Origin of the sequence: Flavobacterium sp. (assembly GCF_040402835.1) — a bacterium.
Classification (GTDB): Bacteria; Bacteroidota; Bacteroidia; order Flavobacteriales; family Flavobacteriaceae; genus Flavobacterium.
Genome location: NZ_JBBALW010000008.1, coordinates 75007 through 98674, shown reverse-complemented (window position 1 = coordinate 98674; position 23668 = coordinate 75007). Strand labels below are relative to the sequence as shown.

Below are 23668 nucleotides of genomic sequence, written 5' to 3'. Positions count from 1 at the left end.
TAATTTATCTATTTTTGTCTAATAATCTGTATCGATTATTTAGGACTAGTCATTAGTTTCGTTTATTCAGGATCATTCATTTTGAATGTATCCATAAAAGCAGTTGTATAATTTCCAGCTACATATTGCTCTTCATCCATTAATTGTCTGTGAAACGGAATCGTCGTTTTTACCCCTTCAATTACAAATTCATCTAAGGCACGTTTCATTTTATTGATAGCTTCTTGACGCGTTTGTGCTGTTGTAATCAACTTCGCAATCATGGAGTCGTAATTGGGCGGAATCGTGTAACCTGCATAAACGTGCGTGTCTAAACGAACTCCGTGACCTCCTGGAGCATGAAGTGTAGTGATTTTTCCTGGTGAAGGACGAAAATCATTGTACGGATCTTCCGCATTTATTCTGCATTCAATAGCATGCAATTGTGGTAAATAGTTTTTTCCAGAAATTGGAATTCCTGCTGCTACCATTATTTGCTCCCGAATTAAGTCATAATCCACAACCTGTTCTGTAATTGGATGTTCCACTTGAATTCTCGTATTCATTTCCATGAAATAGAAATTTCTATGTTTGTCAACCAAAAACTCAACTGTTCCAGCACCTTCATATTTAATGTACTCGGCAGCTTTAACCGCCGCTTCACCCATTCTAGTTCTCAATTCATCGGTCATAAATGGCGACGGAGTTTCTTCAGTCAATTTTTGATGACGGCGTTGAACCGAACAATCTCTTTCTGATAAATGACATGCTTTTCCATACGCATCACCTACAACCTGAATTTCAATATGTCTAGGTTCTTCGATTAATTTTTCAAGGTACATTCCGTCATTTCCGAAAGCCGCAGCCGACTCTTGACGAGCGCCTTCCCAAGCTTTCAACAAATCTTCGGGTTTCCAAACGGCACGCATTCCTTTTCCACCACCACCGGCTGTTGCTTTAAGCATTACAGGATAGCCCATTTCTAAAGATAATTTTTGCGCTTGTTCAAAAGATTCTAAAATCCCAACAGATCCTGGAACGCATGGTACTCCAGCTTCAATCATAGTTGATTTAGCCGAAGCTTTATCTCCCATTCTATCAATCATTTCTGGTGAAGCACCAATAAATTTGATTCCGTGTTCTTGACAAATTTTTGAAAATTTAGAATTTTCAGAAAGAAATCCGTAACCAGGATGAATGGCATCAGCATTCGTAATTTCTGCTGCTGCAATAATATTCGACATCTTTAAATAAGAAAGATTACTTGGCGGAGGCCCAATGCAAACTGCTTCATCAGCAAATTTCACGTGAAGACTTTCTGCGTCAGCAGTGGAATAAACCGCTACTGTTTTGATTCCCATTTCTCGACAGGTTCTAATAACACGAAGGGCTATTTCACCTCTATTTGCAATTAATATTTTTTTAAACATTTTCTTTGAATTATGAGTTATGAGTTATAAGTTATAAGTTATGAAAGGTTTTGACAGTTCATAATTTAAAATTCATAATTTATAATTTCTTATGATGGATCTACTAAAAACAAGGGTTGGTCGTATTCTACTGGCGACATATCATCCACTAAAATTTTAACAATTTTCCCTGAAACTTCAGATTCAATTTCGTTAAATAATTTCATAGCTTCAATTACGCATAAAACATCTCCTTTTCCAATTGTAGTTCCAACTTCAACAAACATTGGTTTGTCTGGAGATGGTTTTCTGTAAAAAGTACCAATAATTGGAGATTTCACAATAATGTATTTTGAATTTTCATCTGCTACAGCAGCAACTGGAACAGCAGCTTGAACTGGTGCTGCTTGAGGAATTGCCTGAGCAACAGGTGCTTGTTGCAAATATGTAATTTCTTGAGAATTCCCTTCTAATGTTGTTCTGATGGTGATTTTTACATCATCCATTTCTAATTTTACTTCTGCAACTCCCGAATTTGCAACAAACTTGATTAGGTTTTGAATTTCTTTTAAATCCATAATATTAATTTTTAGGTTAGTTTTATTCTCTGTTGTATGCCCATTTCAAATAGATAGATCCCCATGTGAATCCACCACCGAAAGCAGCAAATATTAAATTATCTCCTTTTTTAAATTTTTTCTCAAAATCAAACAATAATAATGGCAATGTTGCCGAAGTTGTATTTCCATATTTTTCAATATTGATTAATACTTTTTCTTCCTCAAGTTTCATTCGGCTTGAAGTGGCATCAATAATTCTTTTATTTGCCTGGTGCGCTATCAACCAATCTACATCGTCATTGGTCAAATCATTTCTCTTCATAATCAATTCACTCACGTCTGCCATATTGGTAACCGCCCATTTGAAAACCGTTTTACCATCTTGAATTACAGTGTGTTGCTTGTTTTCTAAAGTTTCAATTGAAGCAGGTAATATAGAACCACCAGCATCTATTTTTAGAAATTCTCTTCCAACTCCGTCACTTCTCAAATATTCATCTTGCATTCCTAAGCCTTCAAAATTAGGTTCAAATAAAACAGCACCCGCTCCGTCACCAAAAATAATGCAAGTCGCACGGTCGGTATAATCAATAATTGAAGACATTTTATCAGCCCCAATCAAAAGCACTTTTTTATACCTGCCAGATTCTATATAAGCAGCTGCAGTTGACATTCCAAAAAGAAATCCTGAGCAAGCAGCTTGTAAATCATAAGCAAAAGCATTGGTTGCGCCAATTTCTGTAGCTACATAAACCGCAGTTGCAGCAACTAATAAATCTGGAGTGGCAGAAGCAACAATCACTAAATCTATATCTAAAGGATTTATTTTTCCTTTTTGCAATAAATCTTCAGCAGCTTTGATTGCAAGATACGAAGTTCCAAGTCCTTCGCCTTTTAAAATCCTTCTTTCTTTGATTCCAGTTCTTGAAGTAATCCATTCATCATTGGTGTCAACCATTGTTTCTAGGACTTTGTTGGAGAGTACAAAATCAGGTACATATCCACCGACAGCAGTAATTGCGGCTGTAATTTTATTCATAAGAATTTTTTTTCTTCTTGTATTATCTTCCTAAAAAGGGTTGAAATTACAAAATATTTTCTAAACTAATTGATTTAGAGTGGTTAATTTGATTCTAAAGTTTAATCCAACAAAAAAAACTCTCACGTGGTGAGAGTTTATCTTTCATTTGTTAAAACGTATTATGCAACAGCAACTTGCTTGTCGATAACAACTTGTCCTCTGTAGTACATTTTACCTTCATGCCAGTAAGCTCTGTGGTATAAATGCGCTTCTCCTGTAATAGGACATGTTGCAATTTGAGCAACAGTTGCTTTATAATGTGTTCTTCTCTTGTCTCTTCTCGTTTTGGAGATTTTTCTCTTAGGATGCGCCATTTTACTATATTATTTATCCGTTAATAGTTGTTTTAATTTGTCCCAACGCGGGTCAATATTGTCTTCTGTATTCTTATTTTCTACTTTTAATTCTTCAACTCTCAATTCATTTAGCTTTCTTAAGGCTTCTGAATCCAATGTTCCGTCTTTAACTCCCGGATGAACTTTTCTAAACGGGATTGACAAAGCAATCATTTCATATATAATTTGAGAAATATTAATTTCATGTTCCCCGTGAGGTAAAATTAATAACTCGTCATTATCATCATTATATTCTTCGCCAAATTGAACTATTACTTTAAGCTTTCCTTTAATTGGGAAATCAAACATTTCATTTGTCAAATCACAAGGCACATGAATCGTTCCTTTGTGTTTAAAATTTAATTCTAATAGGGTGCTTTTTTTGTCAAAAACAACACTTACTTTGATGTCTGCGCTTTCAAACTCATCATAATCAAAGCTTTCAAAGAACGCTTTATTTATTTGATATTCAAATTGATGTTTTCCTAACTTTAATCCTATAAAAGGAATTAAAAATTCATTTAACTTTTTCATGCCAACAACAATTTTTCCCAAATCTTCGGGGTGCAAAGATATAAAATTATAGTAATATCGAAAGCGTTATCAACATTTTTTTGTTTACAACTACTTTTCTTTTGTTTTTAGTGGCTTTTTGCTGATTTCTGCATACTCATTTCTAGAATTATAGATGTCAATTGCCAAAAAAACAGCTTCTTTAAATGAATTGTGATTTGCAATTCCTTTTCCAGCAATATCATAAGCCGTTCCGTGATCTGGCGACGTTCTAATTTTGTTTAAACCAGCAGTATAATTCACTCCATTTCCAAACGATAATGTTTTAAAAGGAATTAACCCCTGATCATGATAAGTAGCAATTACGGCATCAAATTTTTCATATTGACTGTTTCCAAAAAAACCATCTGCTGGATAGGGTCCAAAAACCATAGTTCCTTTCTCAAATAATTTTTTTATTACTGGTTTTAGAATTGTGTCGTCTTCTTTTCCAATAACGCCGCCATCGCCTGCATGAGGATTCAACCCTAAAACCGCAATTTTTGGTTTGTTGATGCTGAAATCTTGAATCAAAGACTGTTTTATAGTTTCTATTTTTTGCTTAATCAAATCTTCTGTAAGATGAGAGGCTACATCGTTCACAGGAATATGATCGGTTAAAAGCCCAACTTTAAGCGTATCTTGAACCATAAACATCAATGCATTTCCTTCTAATTCTTGGTTTAAATAATCAGTATGTCCAGGAAATTTAAATTCGTCTGATTGAATGTTATATTTATTTATTGGCGCTGTAACTAAAACATCAATTTTGCCTTCTTTTAAAGCTTTAGTTGCTGTCACAAATGATTTTATAGCATATTTTCCCATAGCATCGTCATTAACACCAAAATTCAAATCTACATTTTCTCTCCAAACATTTAAAACATTGATTTTTCCAATAACAATTTGTTCCAATGTATCAATTCCATGAATTGCCGAAGTAGATTCAAAGGTTTTTTTGACGAAAGAAATTATTTTCACATTGGCAAAAATAACGGGCGTGCAGAATTCTAACATTCGAGAATCTTCAAATGTTTTTAGCACCACTTCGCTTCCAATACCGTTTAAATCTCCTATTGAAATTCCAACGATTATATTTTCTGCTTTTTTTATCATGACTACACGTTATTTATTGCTAATTTTGAAGTGCAAATTTAGTAAAATAAAATAAGAAATGTTTACAGGAATAATAGAAACCCTTGGCGAGATTAAAGCACTTCATAAAGATGGCGGAAACGTTCATATAACAATAGCGTCGTCCGTTACAGATGAATTAAAAATTGACCAAAGCGTAGCTCATAATGGAGTGTGTTTAACCGTAATTGCCATTAATAAAAACGAATATACCGTAACTGCAATTCAAGAAACTATTGATAAAACAAATCTTTCGGACTGGAAAACAGGCGATTTTGTAAATCTAGAACGCGCCATGAAATTGGGCGACCGTCTTGACGGACATATTGTTCAAGGGCATGTCGATCAAACTGGTATTTGCAAATCTATTGAAGAAGCGAATGGAAGTTGGTATTTTACTTTTGATTACGACCCGATTTTAAATAATCTAACCATAGAAAAAGGTTCGATTACGTTAAATGGAGTGAGTTTAACGGTTGTAAATTCTTTGAAAAGTGAATTTAGTGTTGCAATTATTCCTTATACTTATGAGCATACAAATTTCAAAAATTTTAAGATAGGAACAAAAATTAATCTTGAATTTGATGTAATAGGGAAGTATGTTTCTAAATTATATTCTTTGAAATAGAAGCTTGTTTATTTCTTCCAACGTAAACTTTCCATCAAATTTTGAACATCGTTTTTAATGTAACTTGCCGCTGGCATTATCGAATCAAAGTTGGGTTTTGCGTAAAAATATACCGATCCAGCAACGAAGTTCTTGGTGCTATCGGTGACGTAAAACTGTGTGTTTGTAGCCGCATTACCATCCACTTGATAAAACATTCCAAACACCTTGTTTGTTGGGTTTAAATACGGCTGCTCCAATATATCATCTGCTTTAATCACGTGTTCATACGTCAATTTCTGAGCGTCACGCAGCAATAAATTGATATTATTGTTCACGGGTTTATAAGTTAAATAAATTGTGGCTTTCATTTTTGGATAGGCAATTTCAAAGTTACAATCGCCTTTTTCAGTGATAATTGCATTTGAATTTATATCAAAAGTATAATGGCAATCGTTTTCAAAATGAGAATATTCCGCAACTGGATAATCCAAACGCAAATAACTTGAAGGCTTCGGAATCGATTCGTTTTTGCAACTAATAAATACTAATGTTACAGTTATAAGAAGTGCGGAGACAATGTTTTTTTTGAGCATTTATAGTTATTCTATGGTTACCTTAATTTGTTTGATTCTTTTTTTGTCAACGGTTTCAATCACAAAACTACAGTTTCCAAAAGTTAATTTGTGTCCTTTTTTAGGAAAATTTCCGTGAATTTCTAATAAAAAACCTGCTAATGTTTCGGCTTCCCCTTTTCTATCTTCAAAAAGCGTTTCGTCAACATCAATGATTCTATAAAAATCTTTCAGGTTTATTTTTCCTTCAAACAGATAATTTTTAGCGTCAATTTGAGAAAAACTCAAATCGTCATCGTCAAATTCATCGCTAATATCGCCAACAATTTCTTCGATTACATCTTCAAGAGAAACCAATCCAGAAGTACCGCCATATTCATCAACAACAATGGCTAAATGGTTTTTCATACTTTGAAAATCCTTCAATAAATCATCTAACTTCTTATTTTCGGGAACAAAAAATGGCGCTCGAAGCAATGTTTTCCAATCAAAATTTTTATTGTCTATGTGCGGAATTAAATCTTTGACAAACAAAACGCCTTCAATATGGTCAATACTGTCATTATAAACTGGAATTCTTGAGTACCCTTTTTCAATAATTTTTGGCAATAATTTTTCAAAAGTTTCATTGATTTCAATTGCAAAAATATCAATTCTGGGGCTCATTACTTGTTTTGTATCTGTATTTCCAAAAGAGACAATGCCTTCTAATATTTTCTGTTCGCCGTGAGAAGTTCCTTCAGAAGATGTTAATTCTAAAGCTTGAGAAAGTTGGTCAACAGAGAAATTCGATTTTTGCTTTCCTAATTTTTCGTGCAAATAAATGGTAATTGCTCGCATTGGCAAACTAACTGGCGAAAGCAATTTGTCTAAAATATAAAGAGGTTGTGCAATGAATTTAGCAAATTTCAGATTATTTCTGTTGGCATATACTTTGGGCAACACTTCGCCAAACAACAATATTAAGAAAGTAACCACGATTACTTCTAAAATAAATTTTAATAATGGAGAGGAAACAAACGAAAATAAATCGTTACCTATATAAGAGAACAATATTACGACTCCGATATTTATAAAATTGTTAGCCACAAGTAATGTGGCTAACAATTTTTTAGGTTTTTGTAATAATGAAAATATTAAATTCCCTTTGGACAAATCTTCTTTTGAAACCTCATCTAAATCTTTAGTTGAGAGAGAGAAAAATGCGACTTCAGCACCTGAAAGCAACGCTGATATAAAAAGCAAAACGAGAATTACAACAAAGCCAAACAGCAAATTAGTGTCTAAATTTTGAAAAATAGCAATGAAACTGGGAGGTTCCGGGTCCAAATTAAAATAAATTAGTTAAACAATTAAAACGGCATATCGTTTTCAGAAAGACCTGCTGCTGCTTCAGAACTTGTCGGTTTAAAAGGCTCCGACTCTTTTTTAGTAGTTAAAAAAGTAAATTCTGTTACTTGAATTTCAGTTGTGTATTTCGTAGATCCCTCTTCTGTTTGCCATTGGCGCGATTTTATTCTGCCTTCAACATAGATTTTATCTCCTTTTGATAAATACTTTTCGCAGATTTCTGCTGCCTTATTTCGCACAACTAAGTTATGCCATTCGGTAGTATTAATTTTTTCATTAGTCGTTTTATTGATATAGGTTTCGTTTGTCGCCAATGGAAATCTACCAATACAATTGCCTCCATCGAAGTAATGCATTTTTACATCATCACCAAGGTAGCCAATTAGCATAACTTTGTTTATTGTTCCGTTCATCTTAATATTGAAAATTTTAATAAAGTCAAATGTAAGCTATTTTAATTTAATACACTATATTCCTTTTCTATAAAATTAAAAATTACTATCGGAAACGGAAAAGTTTTTAATTTTTGAGCAGTAATTCCTTCATTAATCTTTTCTTTTATTTTTATTTTCCAAAATTTAATGTTTAAGTGTTGGTGCGAAAGTTTGTGAATTTGTCCCTTGGAATTCCAATCATAAATAGAAGTGATGGAATATTTTTCGCTATATTTATCTGAAATCAAACCTGAAATTTCATCAAAATTAACTTCGGTTTCTGTTTCTATCAATGGGAATTCGTATAAATTATGCCAGATCCCTTTTTGATCTCTTTTTTGAATTATGGTATTCAAATCTTCATCTTTAAAGACCAAATAATTAAAAAATCGGTAACTAACTTTAATTTTTTTCGATTTAAAAGGCAATAAATGCACTTTTTTCTTTTGTAAGGCAGCGCAACTTGAATTAAAAACACAAATTTCGCAATTCGGATTCTTTGGAACGCATTGCAAAGCACCAAATTCCATGATGGCTTGATTGAAATTGGCCGGGTCGTTTTTTGGCATTAATTCAAATGCTAAAGCGGCAAATTCTTTTTTGGCTGTAGCCAATGATATATCGGTTTCAATATCAAAATAGCGGGAAAGCACTCGAAATACATTTCCATCAACAACAGGAACCACTTCATTATAGGCAAAAGAGGCAATTGCGGCGGCCGTATAATCTCCAATTCCTTTTAATTTCAATAAATCTTTATTGTTGTTAGGGAATTCTCCTTTAAATTCTGAAACTACAAATTGTGCAGTTTTATGCAAATTTCGTGCCCTTGAGTAATATCCTAATCCTTGCCATAGTTTTAAAACTTGTTCTTCGGAAGCATTTGCCAAGTCAAAAACCGTTGGGAAAGCATTGGTAAAAGCCAAATAATACGGCAATCCTTGAGCAACTCTTGTTTGTTGAAGCATGATTTCTGACAACCATATTAAATATGGATTTTGAGTATTTCGCCAAGGCAAATCACGTTTGTTATTTAAATACCATTGAATTAATGAGTTACAAAAAATCATGTTGTGTTATTTAACTGCAAAAGTAATTTTTTATGTTATTAAATTAAATTGTTTATGCTTGAATAATTGTTTTTTTAATTCCTATATTTGCAACCTTAAAAAAACAGTACAACTTTATTAATTAGAAAGAAAATGACGAAAGCAGATATCGTAGCAAAGATTTCAGATAGACTGGGTCTAGAAAAAGGAGATGTTCAAGCAACAGTTGAAACATTTATGGAAGAGGTAAAAAACTCTTTAGAAACTGGTGACAATGTTTACTTAAGAGGATTTGGAAGTTTTATTATTAAAACTAGAGCCGAAAAAACGGGTCGTAATATTTCAAAAAACACCACTATTAAAATTCCTGCACATAACATTCCTGCATTTAAACCAGCGAAAGTTTTTGTAGAAGGGGTTAAAATAAATAACGAACCAAAATAATAATTTATTAATCAATAAAATCTTAAAGATATGCCAAGCGGTAAAAAAAGAAAAAGACATAAGGTAGCAACGCACAAACGTAAAAAAAGAGCGAGAGCTAACCGTCATAAGAAGAAAAAGTAGTTTAAGACTACTTTTTCTATTTTAGAATACCCAAGTTCATTGAAATCGAGAAAAAGACAAAAGATGAAAGACAAATAGATAAAAGACTTCGGTCTATTATCTTTAATCTATTATATAAAACTTTTCTCACCGGGTTCAATACCTGTTAAAATATTGTTTAATCCATCCTTACTGAAAAGTTAATGGTTGATAGTTGCTAGTTGATAGATTTTCCAACAACCGACAACCAACAACCGACAACTCTAATGTTGGGATAAAAATTTACAAATGAATAAAGAATTAATCATCAGATCTAGTTCCGAAGCAGTAGATTTTGCCTTATTAAAAGATGGAAAACTAATTGAATTGCACAAAGAAGAGGAAAAAAGCAACTTCCAAGTTGGCGATATTTTTATTGCCAAAATAAGAAAACCAGTTGCCGGACTCAACGCTGCTTTTGTAAATGTAGGCCACGACAAGGACGCCTTTTTACATTATCACGATTTGGGACCTAATCTTGCTTCCCAACTGAAATTCATAAAGCTTGTAAGCGCAGGTAAAATAAAGGATTTCAACCTTAAAAACTTTCAGTTTGAAAAAGAAATTGATAAACATGGAACGGTCTTAAATATTTTAAGTCCAAACCAGTCAATTTTAGTACAAGTCGTTAAAGAACCTATCTCTACAAAAGGACCAAGAATTAGCTCAGAGCTTTCTCTTGCCGGTAGATTTATTGTTCTCGTTCCTTTCTCTGACCGAGTTTCTGTTTCTCAAAAAATAGAAATAAAAGGAGAAAAAGAGCGTCTAAAACGATTGGTACAATCCATCAAACCAAAAGGATTTGGCGTTATTGTGAGAACAGTAGCCGAAGGCAAAAATACAGCCGAATTAGAAAAAGATTTGCAGAACCTGCTAGGCAGATGGACTGCAATGTGTAAAAAATTACCAACCGCGCATCATCCGTCCAAAATTTTAGGAGAGCTCAACAGAGCTTCTTCAATTTTAAGAGACGTTTTCAATGATTCCTTCAGTGGAATTCATATAGATGATGAAGAGTTGTATAACGAAACCAAGGACTATTTACAAGAAATAGCGCCTTCAAAAACATCAATTGTTAAGTTTTATCAATCTAATGATACTCCTATTTTCGAGAAATACAACATAGAGAGACAAATCAAAACTTCATTTGGTAAAAATGTATCGATGAGCAAAGGAGCTTATCTTATTATTGAACACACAGAAGCACTTCACGTCATTGATGTGAACAGCGGAAACCGTTCTAATAAAGCTTCTAATCAAGAAGACACAGCCATGGAGGTCAATATGATAGCAGCCGCAGAAATCGCCAGACAATTACGTCTTCGTGATATGGGTGGAATTATCGTAGTAGATTTTATCGACTTGTCTAATCCAGAAAACAGAAAAGTGTTGTACGATTTCTTGAGAGAAGAAATGAGTGATGACAAAGCAAAACATAAAATATTACCTCCGAGTAAATTTGGATTAGTCCAAATAACAAGACAAAGAGTACGGCCAGAAGTAAATATTGAAACCAGAGAAGAAGATCCCAACAATGACAAAGGGGATATTGAAGCTCCAATTTTAATTATCGACAGAATTATTTCTGACCTTGATAGAATCGTAAAAACGCAAGCAAATGTAGTACTTAATGTACACCCATTCGTAGGCGCATACCTTACAAAAGGACTCCCATCCATTCGTTCAAAATGGTTTTTTGAATATAAAAAATGGGTAAAAATAATACCGCGTGACGCTTACACGTACTTTGAATATCACTTCTTCGATAAAAAAGGAAATGCTATTAAAGACTAATTTCAAAAACCGTCTCGTTTTTATTAACGAGACGGTTTTTTTTATGTCCATAGGTCACATTGCGGGGAACGAAGCAATCTTTTTCTTGGAGCTATTTCCAGCTATTCACTTCAATCCACGCGAAAAAGCGTGGGATTTCCGTTGCTATCTGGGCTATGGGATTTGATATTTCAAGATTATTTCCTTTTATCAGAAAAAAATCGCTTCATTAATTCCGAAGCTTCTTCCGCCAAAACGCCCCGAACAACTGTAGTTTTAGGGTGCAATTGGGTTCCCATTTTCTCGAAACCACGATGTTCATCGCTTGCTCCAAAAACAATTTTTGAAATCTGACTCCAATACAAAGCACCAGCACACATTTGGCAAGGCTCTAAAGTAACGTACAACGTGCAACCCGTTAAGTATTTTCCGCCAAGGAAATTCGCCGCCGAAGTAATGGCTTGCATTTCTGCGTGGGCAGTTACATCAATCAATAATTCGGTGAGATTATGCGTTCTTGCAATGATTTTATTGTCAATTACAATTAAAGCACCCACAGGAATTTCGCCTTTTTCAAAAGCAAATGCTGCTTCCTGCAAAGCTCTTTTCATAAAATATTCGTCGTTGAAAGGATTTTCCATAAGCGCACTAACCCCAAAAGGGGGAATTTTTAAGTTAAGAACAAAAATACAATTTCAAATCGTACATTTGCATTATGTCAAACAATTTACTTTTAAATATCAATTCTCCAACCGATTTACGGCTTCTTGACGAAGGGCAACTTCCTCAATTGGCACAAGAATTACGAGATTTTATTATTGATATTGTAGCCGTAAAAGAAGGGCATTTGGGAGCAAGTTTAGGTGTTATAGAACTCACAATTGCCTTGCATTATGTCTTTGACACTCCAAATGATTTATTGGTTTGGGATGTTGGACACCAAGCTTATGGACATAAAATCCTCACAGGAAGACGAGAGAATTTTCATACCAACCGACAACGAAACGGAATTTCAGGATTCCCAAAACGAAGCGAAAGCAATTTCGATACTTTTGGCGTTGGACATTCTTCTACTTCAATATCGGCAGCTTTAGGAATGGCAATTGCCTCCAATTTGAAAGGTGATTTCAACAAACATCACATTGCGGTAATTGGCGACGCATCGATTGCATCTGGAATGGCATTTGAAGGATTGAATCACGCAGGAGTTACCGATGCAAATTTATTGGTAATTCTGAACGACAACGCCATTGGAATTGATCCAAGTGTTGGTGCTTTGAAAAACTATTTAACTTCAGTAAAAGAAGGTAAAAACCCAAGGCAAAACAATATGATTAAGTCCTTGAATTTTGATTATTCTGGACCAATTGATGGGCACGATATTTTTGCGGTTCTCAAAGAATTGAAACGTTTACAAAGAATAAAAGGCCCGAAATTCCTTCACATCATTACCACAAAAGGAAAAGGACTTCAACAAGCCGAGGAAAATCAAGTGCAATACCACGCACCCGGAAAATTTGATAAAATTACAGGAGATATCATACCTAAATCGGAACAGCATTTGCCTCCAAAATACCAAGATGTTTTTGGATTAACGGTTTTAGATTTGGCGAAATCCAATGAAAAAATAATTGGAATTACACCCGCAATGCCGTCAGGAAGTTCCTTGAAATTTATGATGGATGTATTTCCAACACGTGCTTTCGACGTTGGAATTGCCGAGCAACACGCCGTGACATTAGCTGCTGGAATGGCTACACAAGGAATGATTGTTTTTTGCAATATTTATTCCACCTTTTTACAACGAGCGTATGACCAAGTGATTCACGATGTAGCTTTGCAAAACCTCCCCGTAATTTTCTGTTTGGACAGAGCAGGATTGGTTGGCGAAGATGGCGCAACGCATCACGGGGTTTTTGATTTGGCGTATTTGCGTTGTATTCCAAATATAATTGTTTATGCTCCAATGAATGAAATTGCGCTTCGAAATATTTTATATACCGCTCAATTGGGATTGAATAATCCTATTGCTATTCGTTATCCAAGAGGTCGTGGGGAAATTGTAGATTGGCAAAAGCCCTTTAAAAAAATTGAAATTGGGAAAGCCAATTATTTAAAAGAAGGAACAATTACTGCAGTTTTATCAAATGGTACAATTGGAAACAAAGTTACATTGGCATTAGCCAAAATAAATAACTCTGAAACAATTGCGCATTATGACTTTGCTTTTGTAAAACCATTAGATGAAATGACGTTGCATACTATTTTCAATGCATTTGAAAAAATAATTACCATTGAAGACGGCGTAATCAAAGGTGGTTTTGGAAGCGCCATTCTTGAATTTGCCTCTCAAAATAACTATCCAAACACAATACTAAATTTGGGAATTCCCGATGAATTTATCGAACACGGAACAGTTGAAGAATTGCAAAAACAGTGTAAAATAGACGTTAAAAGTTTAATTTCAATTTTATCATAAAAAAAATCCAATCACCGAAACGATTGGATTTTTTTGTTACTATTCTAATAAATAATTAGTTTTTAATAATTTTTTGAGAGTAATTTAAATCATCTCCTGAAATTCTAAGGACATATATTCCTGATTCAACAGATTTTAAATCAATTGTTTTTTCTGTATTAAATAGCTCATTTTTAGCTGCGTATACTTCTCTTCCGTTTAAATCAATAACCTGAATAGTCACTTTTCCGCTATATTGATTGATGTTAATATTAAACTGTCCATTCGAAGGATTTGGAGAGATAGAAACTCCTTTTTTATTTAAAAAGTCTTCGTTTGCTAATGTTGCAGATGTAAACATTCCAGAAAAAATCCCTCTTCCGTAAGTAGCTGCATAAACGGCATTATCATTTCTTAAATCCATATCAGTAACTTTTACATTACTCATACCATTGAAAGACTGATACCAAACGGGTGACGCAGTATCAAAAGTACTAGTAAACCAAACGCCCAATTCTGTTCCTATGATTACTTCGTTTAGTTTTAATGGGTTTTGCAAGATACATTTTACAGGCATATCGGGCAAGTTCCCTTCTTTGTTTTCCCATGTCGTTCCTCCATCAGAACTGTACCAAACATTTATTACGTTGTAGTTATGGAAAGTCACAAAAATATCATTATTTGAAGCTCCTAATTCTACATCTGAGATACTACCTAAAAATTCTGGTCCTGTAATATCAGTCCAGGCTACGCTAGCAACTGTAGTTGTGTTTGCATTTACGGATCTTAATAATTTACCATTTTTAAATCCTGCTAATAAAGTAGTAGCGGAAGTAGTGTATTTAGAAACATTTAATGCTGTTACTGTACTTGTAATTAATGCATTTGTAATTGTAGATTTAACAGGTAAAGTTGAAGTAGCTGGATTAGTATTTGTATAACGTCTAATTCCATAGGTAGTTGTTGTTCCCGCTACAGAATAATCAGAATACAATATGTCTTTACTAGAATCTAATGCCATTTGAGAAATGAAAGCGCCATTGCTTGTAGATTCACTATTTAATAATTTTGAAGTACCGGTAGTAAGTCTAGAATAAATACTTTGATTGTAAACATAATTAGTAATCATATATTTATCAGCACCCTGATCAAATAGACTGATACCTCCATCTCCGCCTTGTACTTGAGAACTGCTATTTGTAGTTCCAGTTACCCCATTGAAATATTGCGAACCGTTGTCTTGAGCACCAGCGACAAAATTATCGTTTGTTAAACCGCTAACGGTAGAGGTTGGTGCAACACCAACACTATAAAATTGAGTAACGTTAAATCCAGTATTTCTGGAAATAATTCCAGAAGAATTTGAAGCAGTAGATAAACTTCCACAATAATACACCCCACCATCATTTCCAAACGTCGCAGCGTTTGTACTTCCTGGTTTGAATGTAATTGCATGTTGGTCAGAGTGTACCGAAGAACCCGAATTCCAAGTTGAAATTTGCGACCATGTAGCTGCTCCATCATTAGATCTGAATAAGTCAATTCCCCCAACATATAAAATTTGATCGTTACTAGGGTCGGCTTCAATTACTAAATCATACCAAGCTTGAGCACCTGTGAATCCGTAAGTGTCCGTTCTAGTTGCAGGATTTAAAGAGACTACGGGCAATGCCGGAGTTGTAGTTGTAGCAAAACCATCAGTTGTTTTAATTATTTGAACTTCAACTCCATCGGTAGTAGTTGCTTGTTTTAGTTGTGCTAATACATAAATTAGGTTTGGGTTAGTTGCAGAAATTTCAATTTCTGTTCTTCCGCCGCCTCCGTTTGCTGTAACGGTATATTTATCGGTAAAAGTAGTACCACCATCAGAAGAACAAAATATTTTTCCCCCGCCATCATTATGACCAAAACTTAGTTTAGTTGCTACCCATATTTTATTATCGCTACCAATTTCTATATCATTAGGACAATGTTTATTACCATTTGTAGTAAGCGGCAGGTTTAATAAATTCCAAGAGGCACCTCCATTATTAGTTTTATATACTCCATAAGCGTCCGAACCCAAATATGTTGTGGTATTAGCATCTCCATAGTAAGAATCTGCTACAGCTACAAAAACTTCAGAAACACCAGCGTTATTTCTAATAGCTATCTTGTTTATATGTTGAGCTCCAGGAACAATATTCCCTGAAAGTGCTCCAGGAATACTAGGATTTAAGGTTCCAACAATAGGACCATTAGCTAATGCATTTTCTAAAAGATAGCCATCGCTTGATGAAATCATAATTGAAGGAATGGTAATTGTAGTATCAGTTCCTCCCATTGAAATTGGAGGTCCAGCAATATTATTCATCATAATTACTGCGATTGCACCAGCATCTTGAGCAAATTTTACTTTAATTGCAAATGTACAGCCACCTCTTCTAATTAATGCTATTTTTCCGCTAAGCGCGCTCGCATTTGTAATTGTACTACAGCCAAGAGAGGTAGGGGCAGAAACGCCATCATTAACTAGAACAATATTTCCTGTAATTGGCGTGGTTACCGTCGCTCCAAAAGAAGTATTTGGAATACATGGATATACACCAGCAATGCTACCAGGACTATTAATGGTTAAATTTGATGCAGTTTGGAATGTTGTAGGACCCGAGATACCTCCAAAAATCTTAGTCCAAGTTACTCCTCCGTTAATTGATTTCCAAACGCCATCTCCACCTGCGTCTCCGCCAGTCCAAGATTCTCCTGTACCAACATAAAAAATATTAGTATTATTTGGATCATAAGCAAGGCAAGAAACATTTAAATTATCTGAAATATTTACCCTAGTCCACGCAGATCCAGAATTTGAAATAGCAGTATTTTTCCATAAACCACCGGTTATACCACCAGCAAAAACAGTTTCACGAGTTGTATCGTTTGGGTCAAACATAATTGCTCTTGTTCTTCCTCCAACATTTGTTGGACCTCTTTCTACCCAACTGTTATCAACTTCATCACCAGGAACTCTTCCTGAAGCTAGAATACGCTGTCTTTCTGTTAAAAGTTCTTTTCTAATAACTTCTAGATTTTCAGGAGTTGGTCTTCCTAAAACTGGATTCATAGTAAGTTCCCACTCACTTTCATAATATTTGTTTGGCGGCACCCCATTTTTTCCACCTTCATCTTCAGAAAGGTTTGCGTTTTTTGAAAATGGGCTATGACTTTGATAATAAGCCAATTTTTTTCTTAATTCAAGTGTTTTTTTACTTGGTTTAGCTTTTTTATTTTTTTCAATTGTAGCAGATATTGCTTTAGATTCTTTTTCTGTTTTTGTCTGAGAAAACCCGGACAAAATAAACAAAATGGAGAAAATTGAAATAAGTAGTTTCTTTTTCATAATATTAGTTTGAAATTTTTAAGATTGTAAATATAGGAATATCATTTATTCTAACAAAAAATATAATCATAATCGATTATTATTTAACTTTTTGATGCATTTATCGTATTAAATAATATGTAAGCATTTCCATCTGTTAACAAGGAAATAAAGTGACAAATATGAAGCAATCTATCGTATAAATTTTCTTTTTCCACTTTAAATTTTTCAGGAAGTAATTGCAATACTAACTTATCAAAATTGGAAGCTTTCCCATCAAAATCATTATTAAAAGCGGTTGTAAATTTATCCAATAACGTATTTATGATTTGATAACCCGTCAATTCCTTTTCGATTACTTCCCGACTTTGATAAATATTTTTCACACTCAATTTAATAATATCGTCCATTTGCGCCTTGTATTTGCTTTTATCGGTCAATGCATACGGAAATTTCCCTTCTAAAATCAACTCTTCATTTTCGATAAAAACTTTCACAGCATCATTAATTAAACTTCCAATTGCTAAAGCGCGCAAATAACTAATTCGATCTTCTTTTGTAGTTAAAGTATTGTATTTATTAGTGTCAATGCTGTCTTTTACTAATTTTATTAAATATTCCAAAGCATAATCTTCCGAAACCAATCCAAGATTCATCCCATCTTCAAAATCAATAATTGTGTAACAAATATCATCTGCGGCTTCCACCAAATAGGCCAAAGGATGTCTTTCAAAACCAATATCATTTCCAGTTTTGTTAGAAATCATTCCCAATTCTGACGCTACATCTTTAAAAAAATACACATCCGATTGAAAAAAACCATACTTTTTATCAGCAATATCCGAAGTTGGTTTTTTCGGCAAACTCTCTTTCGGATATTTCATATATGCGCCAAGCGTGGCAAAAGAAATCCGCAATCCTCCTTCATTTCCTGGTCTTGAACTCGTTAAAACCGAAAAACCATTGGCATTTCCTTCAAAATCAATCAAATCTTGCCATTCTTTATTCGATAAATTTGCTTTGTATTTTTGTCCGTTTCCATTAGAAAAATATTCGCCAATTGCCTTTTCCCCAGAATGACCAAAAGGAGGATTTCCAATATCATGAGCCAATGAAGCCGCTGCAACAATTGCCCCAAAATCATTCATTTGAAACCCATGAATTTCTTGCAAATAAGGATATTTTTCAATAATTTTCTTTCCAACTAATCGTCCAATAGAACGCCCAACCACCGAAACTTCCAAACTGTGTGTCAATCGAGTATGGACAAAATCAGTCTTGGACATTGGAATAACCTGCGTTTTATCCTGCAAACTTCGGAAAGCAGCAGAAAATATAATTCGGTCATAATCTACCTCAAACCCCAATCTGGTGTCGTCTTGTTCTTTGCGCAACCGCTTAAAAGTATCGCCTTGTCGTTTTAGTGATAGTAATTGTTCCCACTTCATTATTAATAGATTTCAGATGTTCAGTTCACGAATATACAAAATAAGACAGAAGTTACTTCATCACTAGAAATTTTTAATAAATAATTAAATTATGTAATACGTTCAATTTAGCTACTTGTCCCTATTGTAAAATATCTTATTTTTGCATCTATTCTTGATTAGTTTCAAGAATTTCTAAAAAACAATTATGATACAAATACCTAAAAGATATACAATTACCGCAGCATTACCTTACACGAATGGCCCAATTCATATTGGTCATTTGGCGGGCGTTTATGTGCCGTCAGATATTTATTCTCGCTATTTAAGATTGCAAGGCAGAGACGTTTTGTTTGTTTGCGGAAGCGATGAACACGGAGTAGCAATCTCAATGAAAGCTAAGAAAGAAGGGGTTTCACCACAAGAAATCATTGATAAATATGACGGAATTATTCGAAAATCATTTCTAGATTTTGGAATTTCTTTTGATAATTATTCCAGAACTTCATCTAAAATCCATCATGATACAGCATCAGAATTTTTCAAAAAATTATATGATAAAGGGGATTTTATAGAGCAAGTCACCGAGCAATTATATGACGCAAAAGCAAATCAATTTTTGGCAGATCGATTTGTAATTGGAACTTGCCCAAAATGCGGACATGAAGAAGCCTATGGAGATCAATGTGAAAAATGTGGTTCTACACTAAATGCCACCGATTTAATCAATCCAAAATCAACTATTACGGGAGAAATTCCAGTAATGAAATCAACAAAACATTGGTTTTTACCTTTAGATCGTTATGATGAATTTTTGAGAGAATGGATTTTAGTTGGACATAAAAACGATTGGAAACCCAATGTTTACGGACAAGTAAAGTCTTGGATTGACGGTGGTTTAGAGCCCCGAGCGGTAACCAGAGATTTAGATTGGGGAATTGATGTCCCAATTGAAGGTGCCGAAGGAAAAAAATTATATGTTTGGTTTGATGCTCCAATTGGCTATATTTCAGCAACCAAAGAATGGGCGTTGCGCGAAGGAAAAGAATGGGAACCATATTGGAAAAATGAAGACACAAAATTGGTTCACTTTATTGGGAAAGACAATATTGTTTTTCATTGTATTATTTTTCCTGCCATGTTGAAGGCTGAAGGCAGTTATATTTTACCCGATAATGTTCCTGCAAATGAATTTTTGAATTTGGAAGGAAACAAATTATCAACTTCAAAAAATTGGGCGGTTTGGTTGCACGAATATTTGGAAGATTTTCCAAATCAGCAAGATGTTTTGCGTTATGCGTTGACATCAAATGCACCAGAAACTAAGGATAATGATTTTACTTGGAAAGATTTTCAAGCGAGAAACAATAATGAATTAGTAGCTATTTTTGGTAATTTTATAAATCGTGTGGTGGTTTTAACCAATAAATATTACGAGGGAATTGTTCCAAATCCAAGCCCCCTAACCCCCGAAGGGGGAACTCTCAACTTTACGGATTATGATAATGAAGTATTAACAGAATTAAAAGCCTATCCAGCCGTTATTTCAAGTTCAATTGAACGCTACCGATTTAGAGAAGCTTTGGGCGAATTGATGAATGTTGCCCGTTTGGGAAATAAATATCTTGCCGATGAAGAACCTTGGAAAGTAATAAAAGACAATCCAGAACGCGTGCAAACACAGATGTATGTAGCCTTGCAAATTGCAGCAGCATTGAGTTCTCTTTGCGAGCCATTTTTGCCATTTACAGCCACTAAACTTTCAAGAATTCTGAAAATTGAAAGTAAAATTGATTGGAAAACAGTTTCCGAAACTTCTGAATTGATTTCTTCGGGGCACAAAATTGGCGAAGCAGAATTGCTTTTTGCTAAAATTGAAGATGAAGAAATTCAAAAACAAATGGATAAATTGGAAGCTACGAAAGTGGCGAATAAAGAAGAGATTGCTTCGTCCCTCGCAAAGACGGAACCTCAGAAAGAAACAATTCAATATGAAGATTTCGCTAAAATGGATTTGCGGGTAGGAACGATTTTAGAAGCGGAGAAAATGCCGAAAGCAAACAAACTTTTGATTCTTAAAATTGACACGGGAATTGATGTTCGGACGATTGTTTCGGGAATTGCCGAGAGCTTTTCGCCAGAAGAAATTATTGGAAAACGCGTTACTGTTTTAGTGAATTTGGCTCCAAGAAATCTTCGTGGCGTAGAAAGCCAAGGGATGATTTTGATGACCACAAATGCGGAAGGAAAATTGGTTTTCGTGAATCCGGATGTTGATGGGGTTGCAAATGGAGAGACAATAAATTAAAAAAAAATATAACACAAATTTCACAAATTTTCACAGATTTAATTTGTGAAAATATGTGAAATATATGTTTAGAAAATATTAAAATGAATCCAAAAATCATTTCATTCGACGCCGATGACACTTTGTGGCACAACGAACCTTATTTTGATGAAGCTCAGGCACGTTTTTGTGTATTGTTTCAAGATTTTGCTTCAAGTCAAGAGATATTGGGATTGATATTAAATCATCAAATTACTAATTTGCCTCTTTATGGTTTTGGAATTAAGGCATTTACCTTGTCGATGATAGAAACCGCTTTGGAATTAACTAATCATACAATTTCGGGAAAAGGAATTGAAAAAATTATTGCGATTGGCAAAGATTTATTGCAAAAACCAGTAGAATTATTACCAGAAGTCGAAACGGTTTTACAAGAATTGCAAGGGAAATATAAATTGGTTGTTGCCACCAAAGGCGATTTAAAAGACCAACACAGAAAACTTCACGATTCAGGAATTGGCTCTTTTTTTCATCATATAGAAGTTATGAGCGACAAAACCGAATTGGATTATATAAAGATGTTAGGACGATTGGATTGTAAACCAACCGATTTTTTAATGATTGGAAATTCACTTAAATCGGATGTTTTGCCAATTTTGAATATTGGTGGTTTTGGAGTTCACATTCCGTATCACACTACTTGGGAATACGAAAAAATTGATTTTGAAATTGAACACGAAAATTTTTATTCTTTTTTAAAAATTACGGAAGTCTTACCGCTTCTAAAATAAAATTCGTGATAATTCGTGCAATTCGTGACCAGAAAAATCAATTGTTATTCGTGCCGATTAGACATAAAAAAAGTCGCAGTTGACAGAAAATCTGAAAACTGCGACCTTAATTTCTTATTTCCCCTTTGGGGTTAGGGGGCTTTACTTTCCTAACATCAATAATTCATCGATTACGATTTCGGTGACGTAGCGTTTTTCTCCGCTTTTGTCTTCGTAACTTTTGTGGGTTAGTTTGCCTTCGATGGCGATTTCTTTGCCTTTTACCACATATTTTTCAATGATGTCGGCGGTTTTTCCCCAAGCAATAAGATTGTGCCATTGGGTTTCTTCAACTTTTTCTCCTTTGTCGTTTTTGTAACTTTCGTTTGTGGCGACGTTCAATTTTGCTAATTTTTTTCCTCCGTCGAATGTTTTGATTTCTGGATCATTACCAACGTGACCGATTAATTGAACTTTGTTTTTTAATGTGCTCATGGCGTTTAAAATTTAAATGGTTTTTATAAAATAATTTTTGTTTTGCCGATACTTGTTTGATTTCGACATTGCAAAGATGTGGCGACTTCCAAAATTTATTCGGTTGTTAACTGCTTACTTTCGGTTGTAGTTGTTTGTAAGCGTTTGTAATTGGAAAATTATCAGTATATTTGGTTTATTATCAACTAATTCCAATTGATAAAATAATTTGAAAAATGAAATATATAATTCAAATTCCTGACCCATGTAACGAAAATTGGAACGAAATGACGCCAACTCAAAAAGGTATGTTCTGTTCAAACTGCAAGAAAGAAGTAATAAATTATGAACATTATTCCAAATTTCAACTTGCAAAAACAATCAGAATTAATGAAGGAATTTGCGGAAGATTTACAAATGAACAATTAGATTGTGAATTAGAGTTTAATAAAAAAAATTATTTTCAACGAATTGGATTAGCGTTTGGATTCACTTCATTATTACTTTCAACACCCATTTTTTCGCAAACTCAAAAACCAAAGGTTGAAATTAATGATAAAAAAGAAACAGAATTAAAAAAAGAGGATGAATTAAATGGGAATATAGAATTTTCTGGAACGATTTATGAAAAAACGCTGAATGCCCAACAGAAATTTGATTCAATTCCAATTCCGGGAGTAAATGTAATTCAAAAAAACACTAAAAATGGAGTGCAGAATAATTTAGAAGGAGAATTTAAAATTAACATTCCGGTTAAAGATTTCGAGAATAATGTGATTTTAATTTTTTCTTTTATTGGAATGGAAAATAAGGAGATTGAAATATTTCCAACAAATAGAAATTTAAAAATAGAAATGATTCAGGAATCCCAAGTTTTGATGGGTGAAGTTATCATTGTAAAAAGGAAAAATAATATTTTTAGGAAAATAAGAAATCTTTTTAAAAGATATTAAAAAACACAAAAGGCATTACTCCTTTAGCCCCGATGGCAGTGAAAATCCCACGCTTTTGCGTGGATTGAAACGAACAGCGGGAATAGGATTGGTAAAAATAGACTGTTAATTCGCTTCAAAAAATAATGCTTTTTACGACTACAATTTTAATTTAAAATTCAGGAATTATGAACAAAACCTGCCTAGAATGCTCCGATAAAATTGTGGGTCGCGAGGACAAAAAGTTTTGCAGCGACGGTTGTAGGAACTCGTATAACAACAAAATTAATAAGGATAGCACGAATTTTATGCGCAATGTGAACAACAAATTACGGAAAAATTATCGGATTTTGAGTGCTTTAAATGTAGATGGGAAGTCGAAAACGACGCGGACAAAATTATTGAGTAAGGGATTTGATTTTGAGTTTTTTACGAATATTTTGAATACTAAAACTGGAAATACGTACTATTTTCTGTACGACCAAGGGTATTTGGCTTTGGAAAACGACTATTTTATGTTGGTTAAAAAAGATATTTAACTC

Annotated in this window: 22 protein-coding genes; 8 read left to right on the top strand and 14 right to left on the bottom strand. The window is 33.9% G+C overall.

The features are described 5' to 3' along the window. Positions 1–62: 62 nt before the first annotated feature. The 6 genes from accC to pdxA form a co-directional block, all read right to left on the bottom strand. Positions 63–1409 (bottom strand): acetyl-CoA carboxylase biotin carboxylase subunit, encoded by a 1347-nt coding sequence (gene accC, locus AC9UEH_RS04490; RefSeq protein WP_509528875.1) that lies wholly within the window; start codon positions 1407–1409, stop codon positions 63–65. A gap of 89 nt (positions 1410–1498) precedes the next feature. Continuing rightward, positions 1499–1966 (bottom strand): acetyl-CoA carboxylase biotin carboxyl carrier protein, encoded by a 468-nt coding sequence (accB, locus tag AC9UEH_RS04485; RefSeq protein WP_509528873.1) that lies wholly within the window; start codon positions 1964–1966, stop codon positions 1499–1501. A 22-nt stretch (positions 1967–1988) separates the two neighbouring features. Continuing rightward, positions 1989–2987: a beta-ketoacyl-ACP synthase III gene (locus tag AC9UEH_RS04480; protein WP_509528870.1), complete on the bottom strand. Its 999-nt coding sequence runs from the start codon at positions 2985–2987 to the stop codon at positions 1989–1991. 161 nt (positions 2988–3148) lie between these two features. Next, on the bottom strand, positions 3149–3343 hold the full coding sequence (gene rpmF, locus AC9UEH_RS04475; protein ID WP_324216800.1) for a 50S ribosomal protein L32: 195 nt from the start codon (positions 3341–3343) through the stop codon (positions 3149–3151). A 9-nt stretch (positions 3344–3352) separates the two neighbouring features. Beyond that, positions 3353–3898: a YceD family protein gene (locus tag AC9UEH_RS04470; RefSeq protein WP_509528867.1), complete on the bottom strand. Its 546-nt coding sequence runs from the start codon at positions 3896–3898 to the stop codon at positions 3353–3355. Between the two features lie 90 nt (positions 3899–3988). Continuing rightward, positions 3989–5032: a 4-hydroxythreonine-4-phosphate dehydrogenase PdxA gene (gene pdxA, locus AC9UEH_RS04465; RefSeq protein ID WP_509528865.1), complete on the bottom strand. Its 1044-nt coding sequence runs from the start codon at positions 5030–5032 to the stop codon at positions 3989–3991. 58 nt (positions 5033–5090) lie between these two features. Here pdxA and AC9UEH_RS04460 point away from each other — a divergent pair, with 58 nt between their 5' ends. Further along, on the top strand, positions 5091–5678 hold the full coding sequence (locus AC9UEH_RS04460) for a riboflavin synthase (protein WP_509528862.1): 588 nt from the start codon (positions 5091–5093) through the stop codon (positions 5676–5678). An 8-nt stretch (positions 5679–5686) separates the two neighbouring features. Here AC9UEH_RS04460 and gldD read toward each other — a convergent pair whose 3' ends face one another. Genes gldD through mutY form a run of 4 tightly spaced genes read right to left on the bottom strand, consistent with a single transcriptional unit; the run spans position 5687 to position 9086 of the window. Further along, entirely contained in the window at positions 5687–6253 is a 567-nt protein-coding gene (gldD, locus tag AC9UEH_RS04455) for a gliding motility lipoprotein GldD (RefSeq protein WP_509528860.1), read from the bottom strand. 6 nt (positions 6254–6259) lie between these two features. Then, entirely contained in the window at positions 6260–7561 is a 1302-nt protein-coding gene (locus AC9UEH_RS04450) for a gliding motility-associated protein GldE (protein WP_509528858.1), read from the bottom strand. A 23-nt stretch (positions 7562–7584) separates the two neighbouring features. Continuing rightward, a complete protein-coding gene (locus tag AC9UEH_RS04445; RefSeq protein WP_509528856.1) occupies positions 7585–7995 on the bottom strand; it encodes a single-stranded DNA-binding protein in 411 nt (136 codons plus the stop codon). A 41-nt stretch (positions 7996–8036) separates the two neighbouring features. Next, positions 8037–9086, bottom strand: a complete 1050-nt coding sequence (mutY, locus tag AC9UEH_RS04440; RefSeq protein ID WP_509528854.1) for an A/G-specific adenine glycosylase — start codon at positions 9084–9086, stop codon at positions 8037–8039. Positions 9087–9218: 132 nt separating this feature from the next. On the opposite strand from mutY, the gene AC9UEH_RS04435 reads away from it, so the two are divergent. Both AC9UEH_RS04435 and AC9UEH_RS04430 read left to right on the top strand, forming a co-directional pair. Continuing rightward, on the top strand, positions 9219–9509 hold the full coding sequence (locus tag AC9UEH_RS04435) for an HU family DNA-binding protein (RefSeq protein ID WP_509528851.1): 291 nt from the start codon (positions 9219–9221) through the stop codon (positions 9507–9509). A gap of 390 nt (positions 9510–9899) precedes the next feature. After that, positions 9900–11444, top strand: a complete 1545-nt coding sequence (locus tag AC9UEH_RS04430) for an Rne/Rng family ribonuclease (RefSeq protein WP_509528848.1) — start codon at positions 9900–9902, stop codon at positions 11442–11444. Positions 11445–11620: 176 nt separating this feature from the next. On the opposite strand, the gene AC9UEH_RS04425 is transcribed toward AC9UEH_RS04430, so the two are convergent. Further along, positions 11621–12064: a nucleoside deaminase gene (locus AC9UEH_RS04425; RefSeq protein WP_509528845.1), complete on the bottom strand. Its 444-nt coding sequence runs from the start codon at positions 12062–12064 to the stop codon at positions 11621–11623. Between the two features lie 74 nt (positions 12065–12138). On the opposite strand from AC9UEH_RS04425, the gene AC9UEH_RS04420 reads away from it, so the two are divergent. Further along, a complete protein-coding gene (locus AC9UEH_RS04420; protein WP_509528843.1) occupies positions 12139–13902 on the top strand; it encodes a 1-deoxy-D-xylulose-5-phosphate synthase in 1764 nt (587 codons plus the stop codon). A gap of 55 nt (positions 13903–13957) precedes the next feature. On the opposite strand, the gene AC9UEH_RS04415 is transcribed toward AC9UEH_RS04420, so the two are convergent. After that, positions 13958–17257 (bottom strand): PA domain-containing protein, encoded by a 3300-nt coding sequence (locus AC9UEH_RS04415; RefSeq protein ID WP_509528840.1) that lies wholly within the window; start codon positions 17255–17257, stop codon positions 13958–13960. An 83-nt stretch (positions 17258–17340) separates the two neighbouring features. Further along, complete coding sequence (dgt, locus tag AC9UEH_RS04410) at positions 17341–18684, bottom strand: dGTP triphosphohydrolase (RefSeq protein WP_509528837.1); 1344 nt, start codon at positions 18682–18684, stop codon at positions 17341–17343. 187 nt (positions 18685–18871) lie between these two features. Between dgt and metG the strand changes: the two genes are divergently transcribed. Further along, positions 18872–20971 carry a methionine--tRNA ligase gene (gene metG / locus AC9UEH_RS04405; RefSeq protein WP_509528835.1) on the top strand — a complete coding sequence of 700 codons (2100 nt, stop codon included), beginning with the start codon at positions 18872–18874 and terminating at the stop codon, positions 20969–20971. A gap of 83 nt (positions 20972–21054) precedes the next feature. Beyond that, positions 21055–21741: an HAD family hydrolase gene (locus AC9UEH_RS04400; protein WP_509528832.1), complete on the top strand. Its 687-nt coding sequence runs from the start codon at positions 21055–21057 to the stop codon at positions 21739–21741. A gap of 141 nt (positions 21742–21882) precedes the next feature. On the opposite strand, the gene AC9UEH_RS04395 is transcribed toward AC9UEH_RS04400, so the two are convergent. Continuing rightward, complete coding sequence (locus tag AC9UEH_RS04395) at positions 21883–22215, bottom strand: single-stranded DNA-binding protein (protein WP_509528830.1); 333 nt, start codon at positions 22213–22215, stop codon at positions 21883–21885. Positions 22216–22430: 215 nt separating this feature from the next. On the opposite strand from AC9UEH_RS04395, the gene AC9UEH_RS04390 reads away from it, so the two are divergent. Beyond that, complete coding sequence (locus AC9UEH_RS04390) at positions 22431–23147, top strand: carboxypeptidase-like regulatory domain-containing protein (RefSeq protein WP_509528827.1); 717 nt, start codon at positions 22431–22433, stop codon at positions 23145–23147. A 167-nt stretch (positions 23148–23314) separates the two neighbouring features. After that, positions 23315–23665: a hypothetical protein gene (locus AC9UEH_RS04385; RefSeq protein ID WP_509528825.1), complete on the top strand. Its 351-nt coding sequence runs from the start codon at positions 23315–23317 to the stop codon at positions 23663–23665. Positions 23666–23668 lie beyond the last annotated feature (3 nt).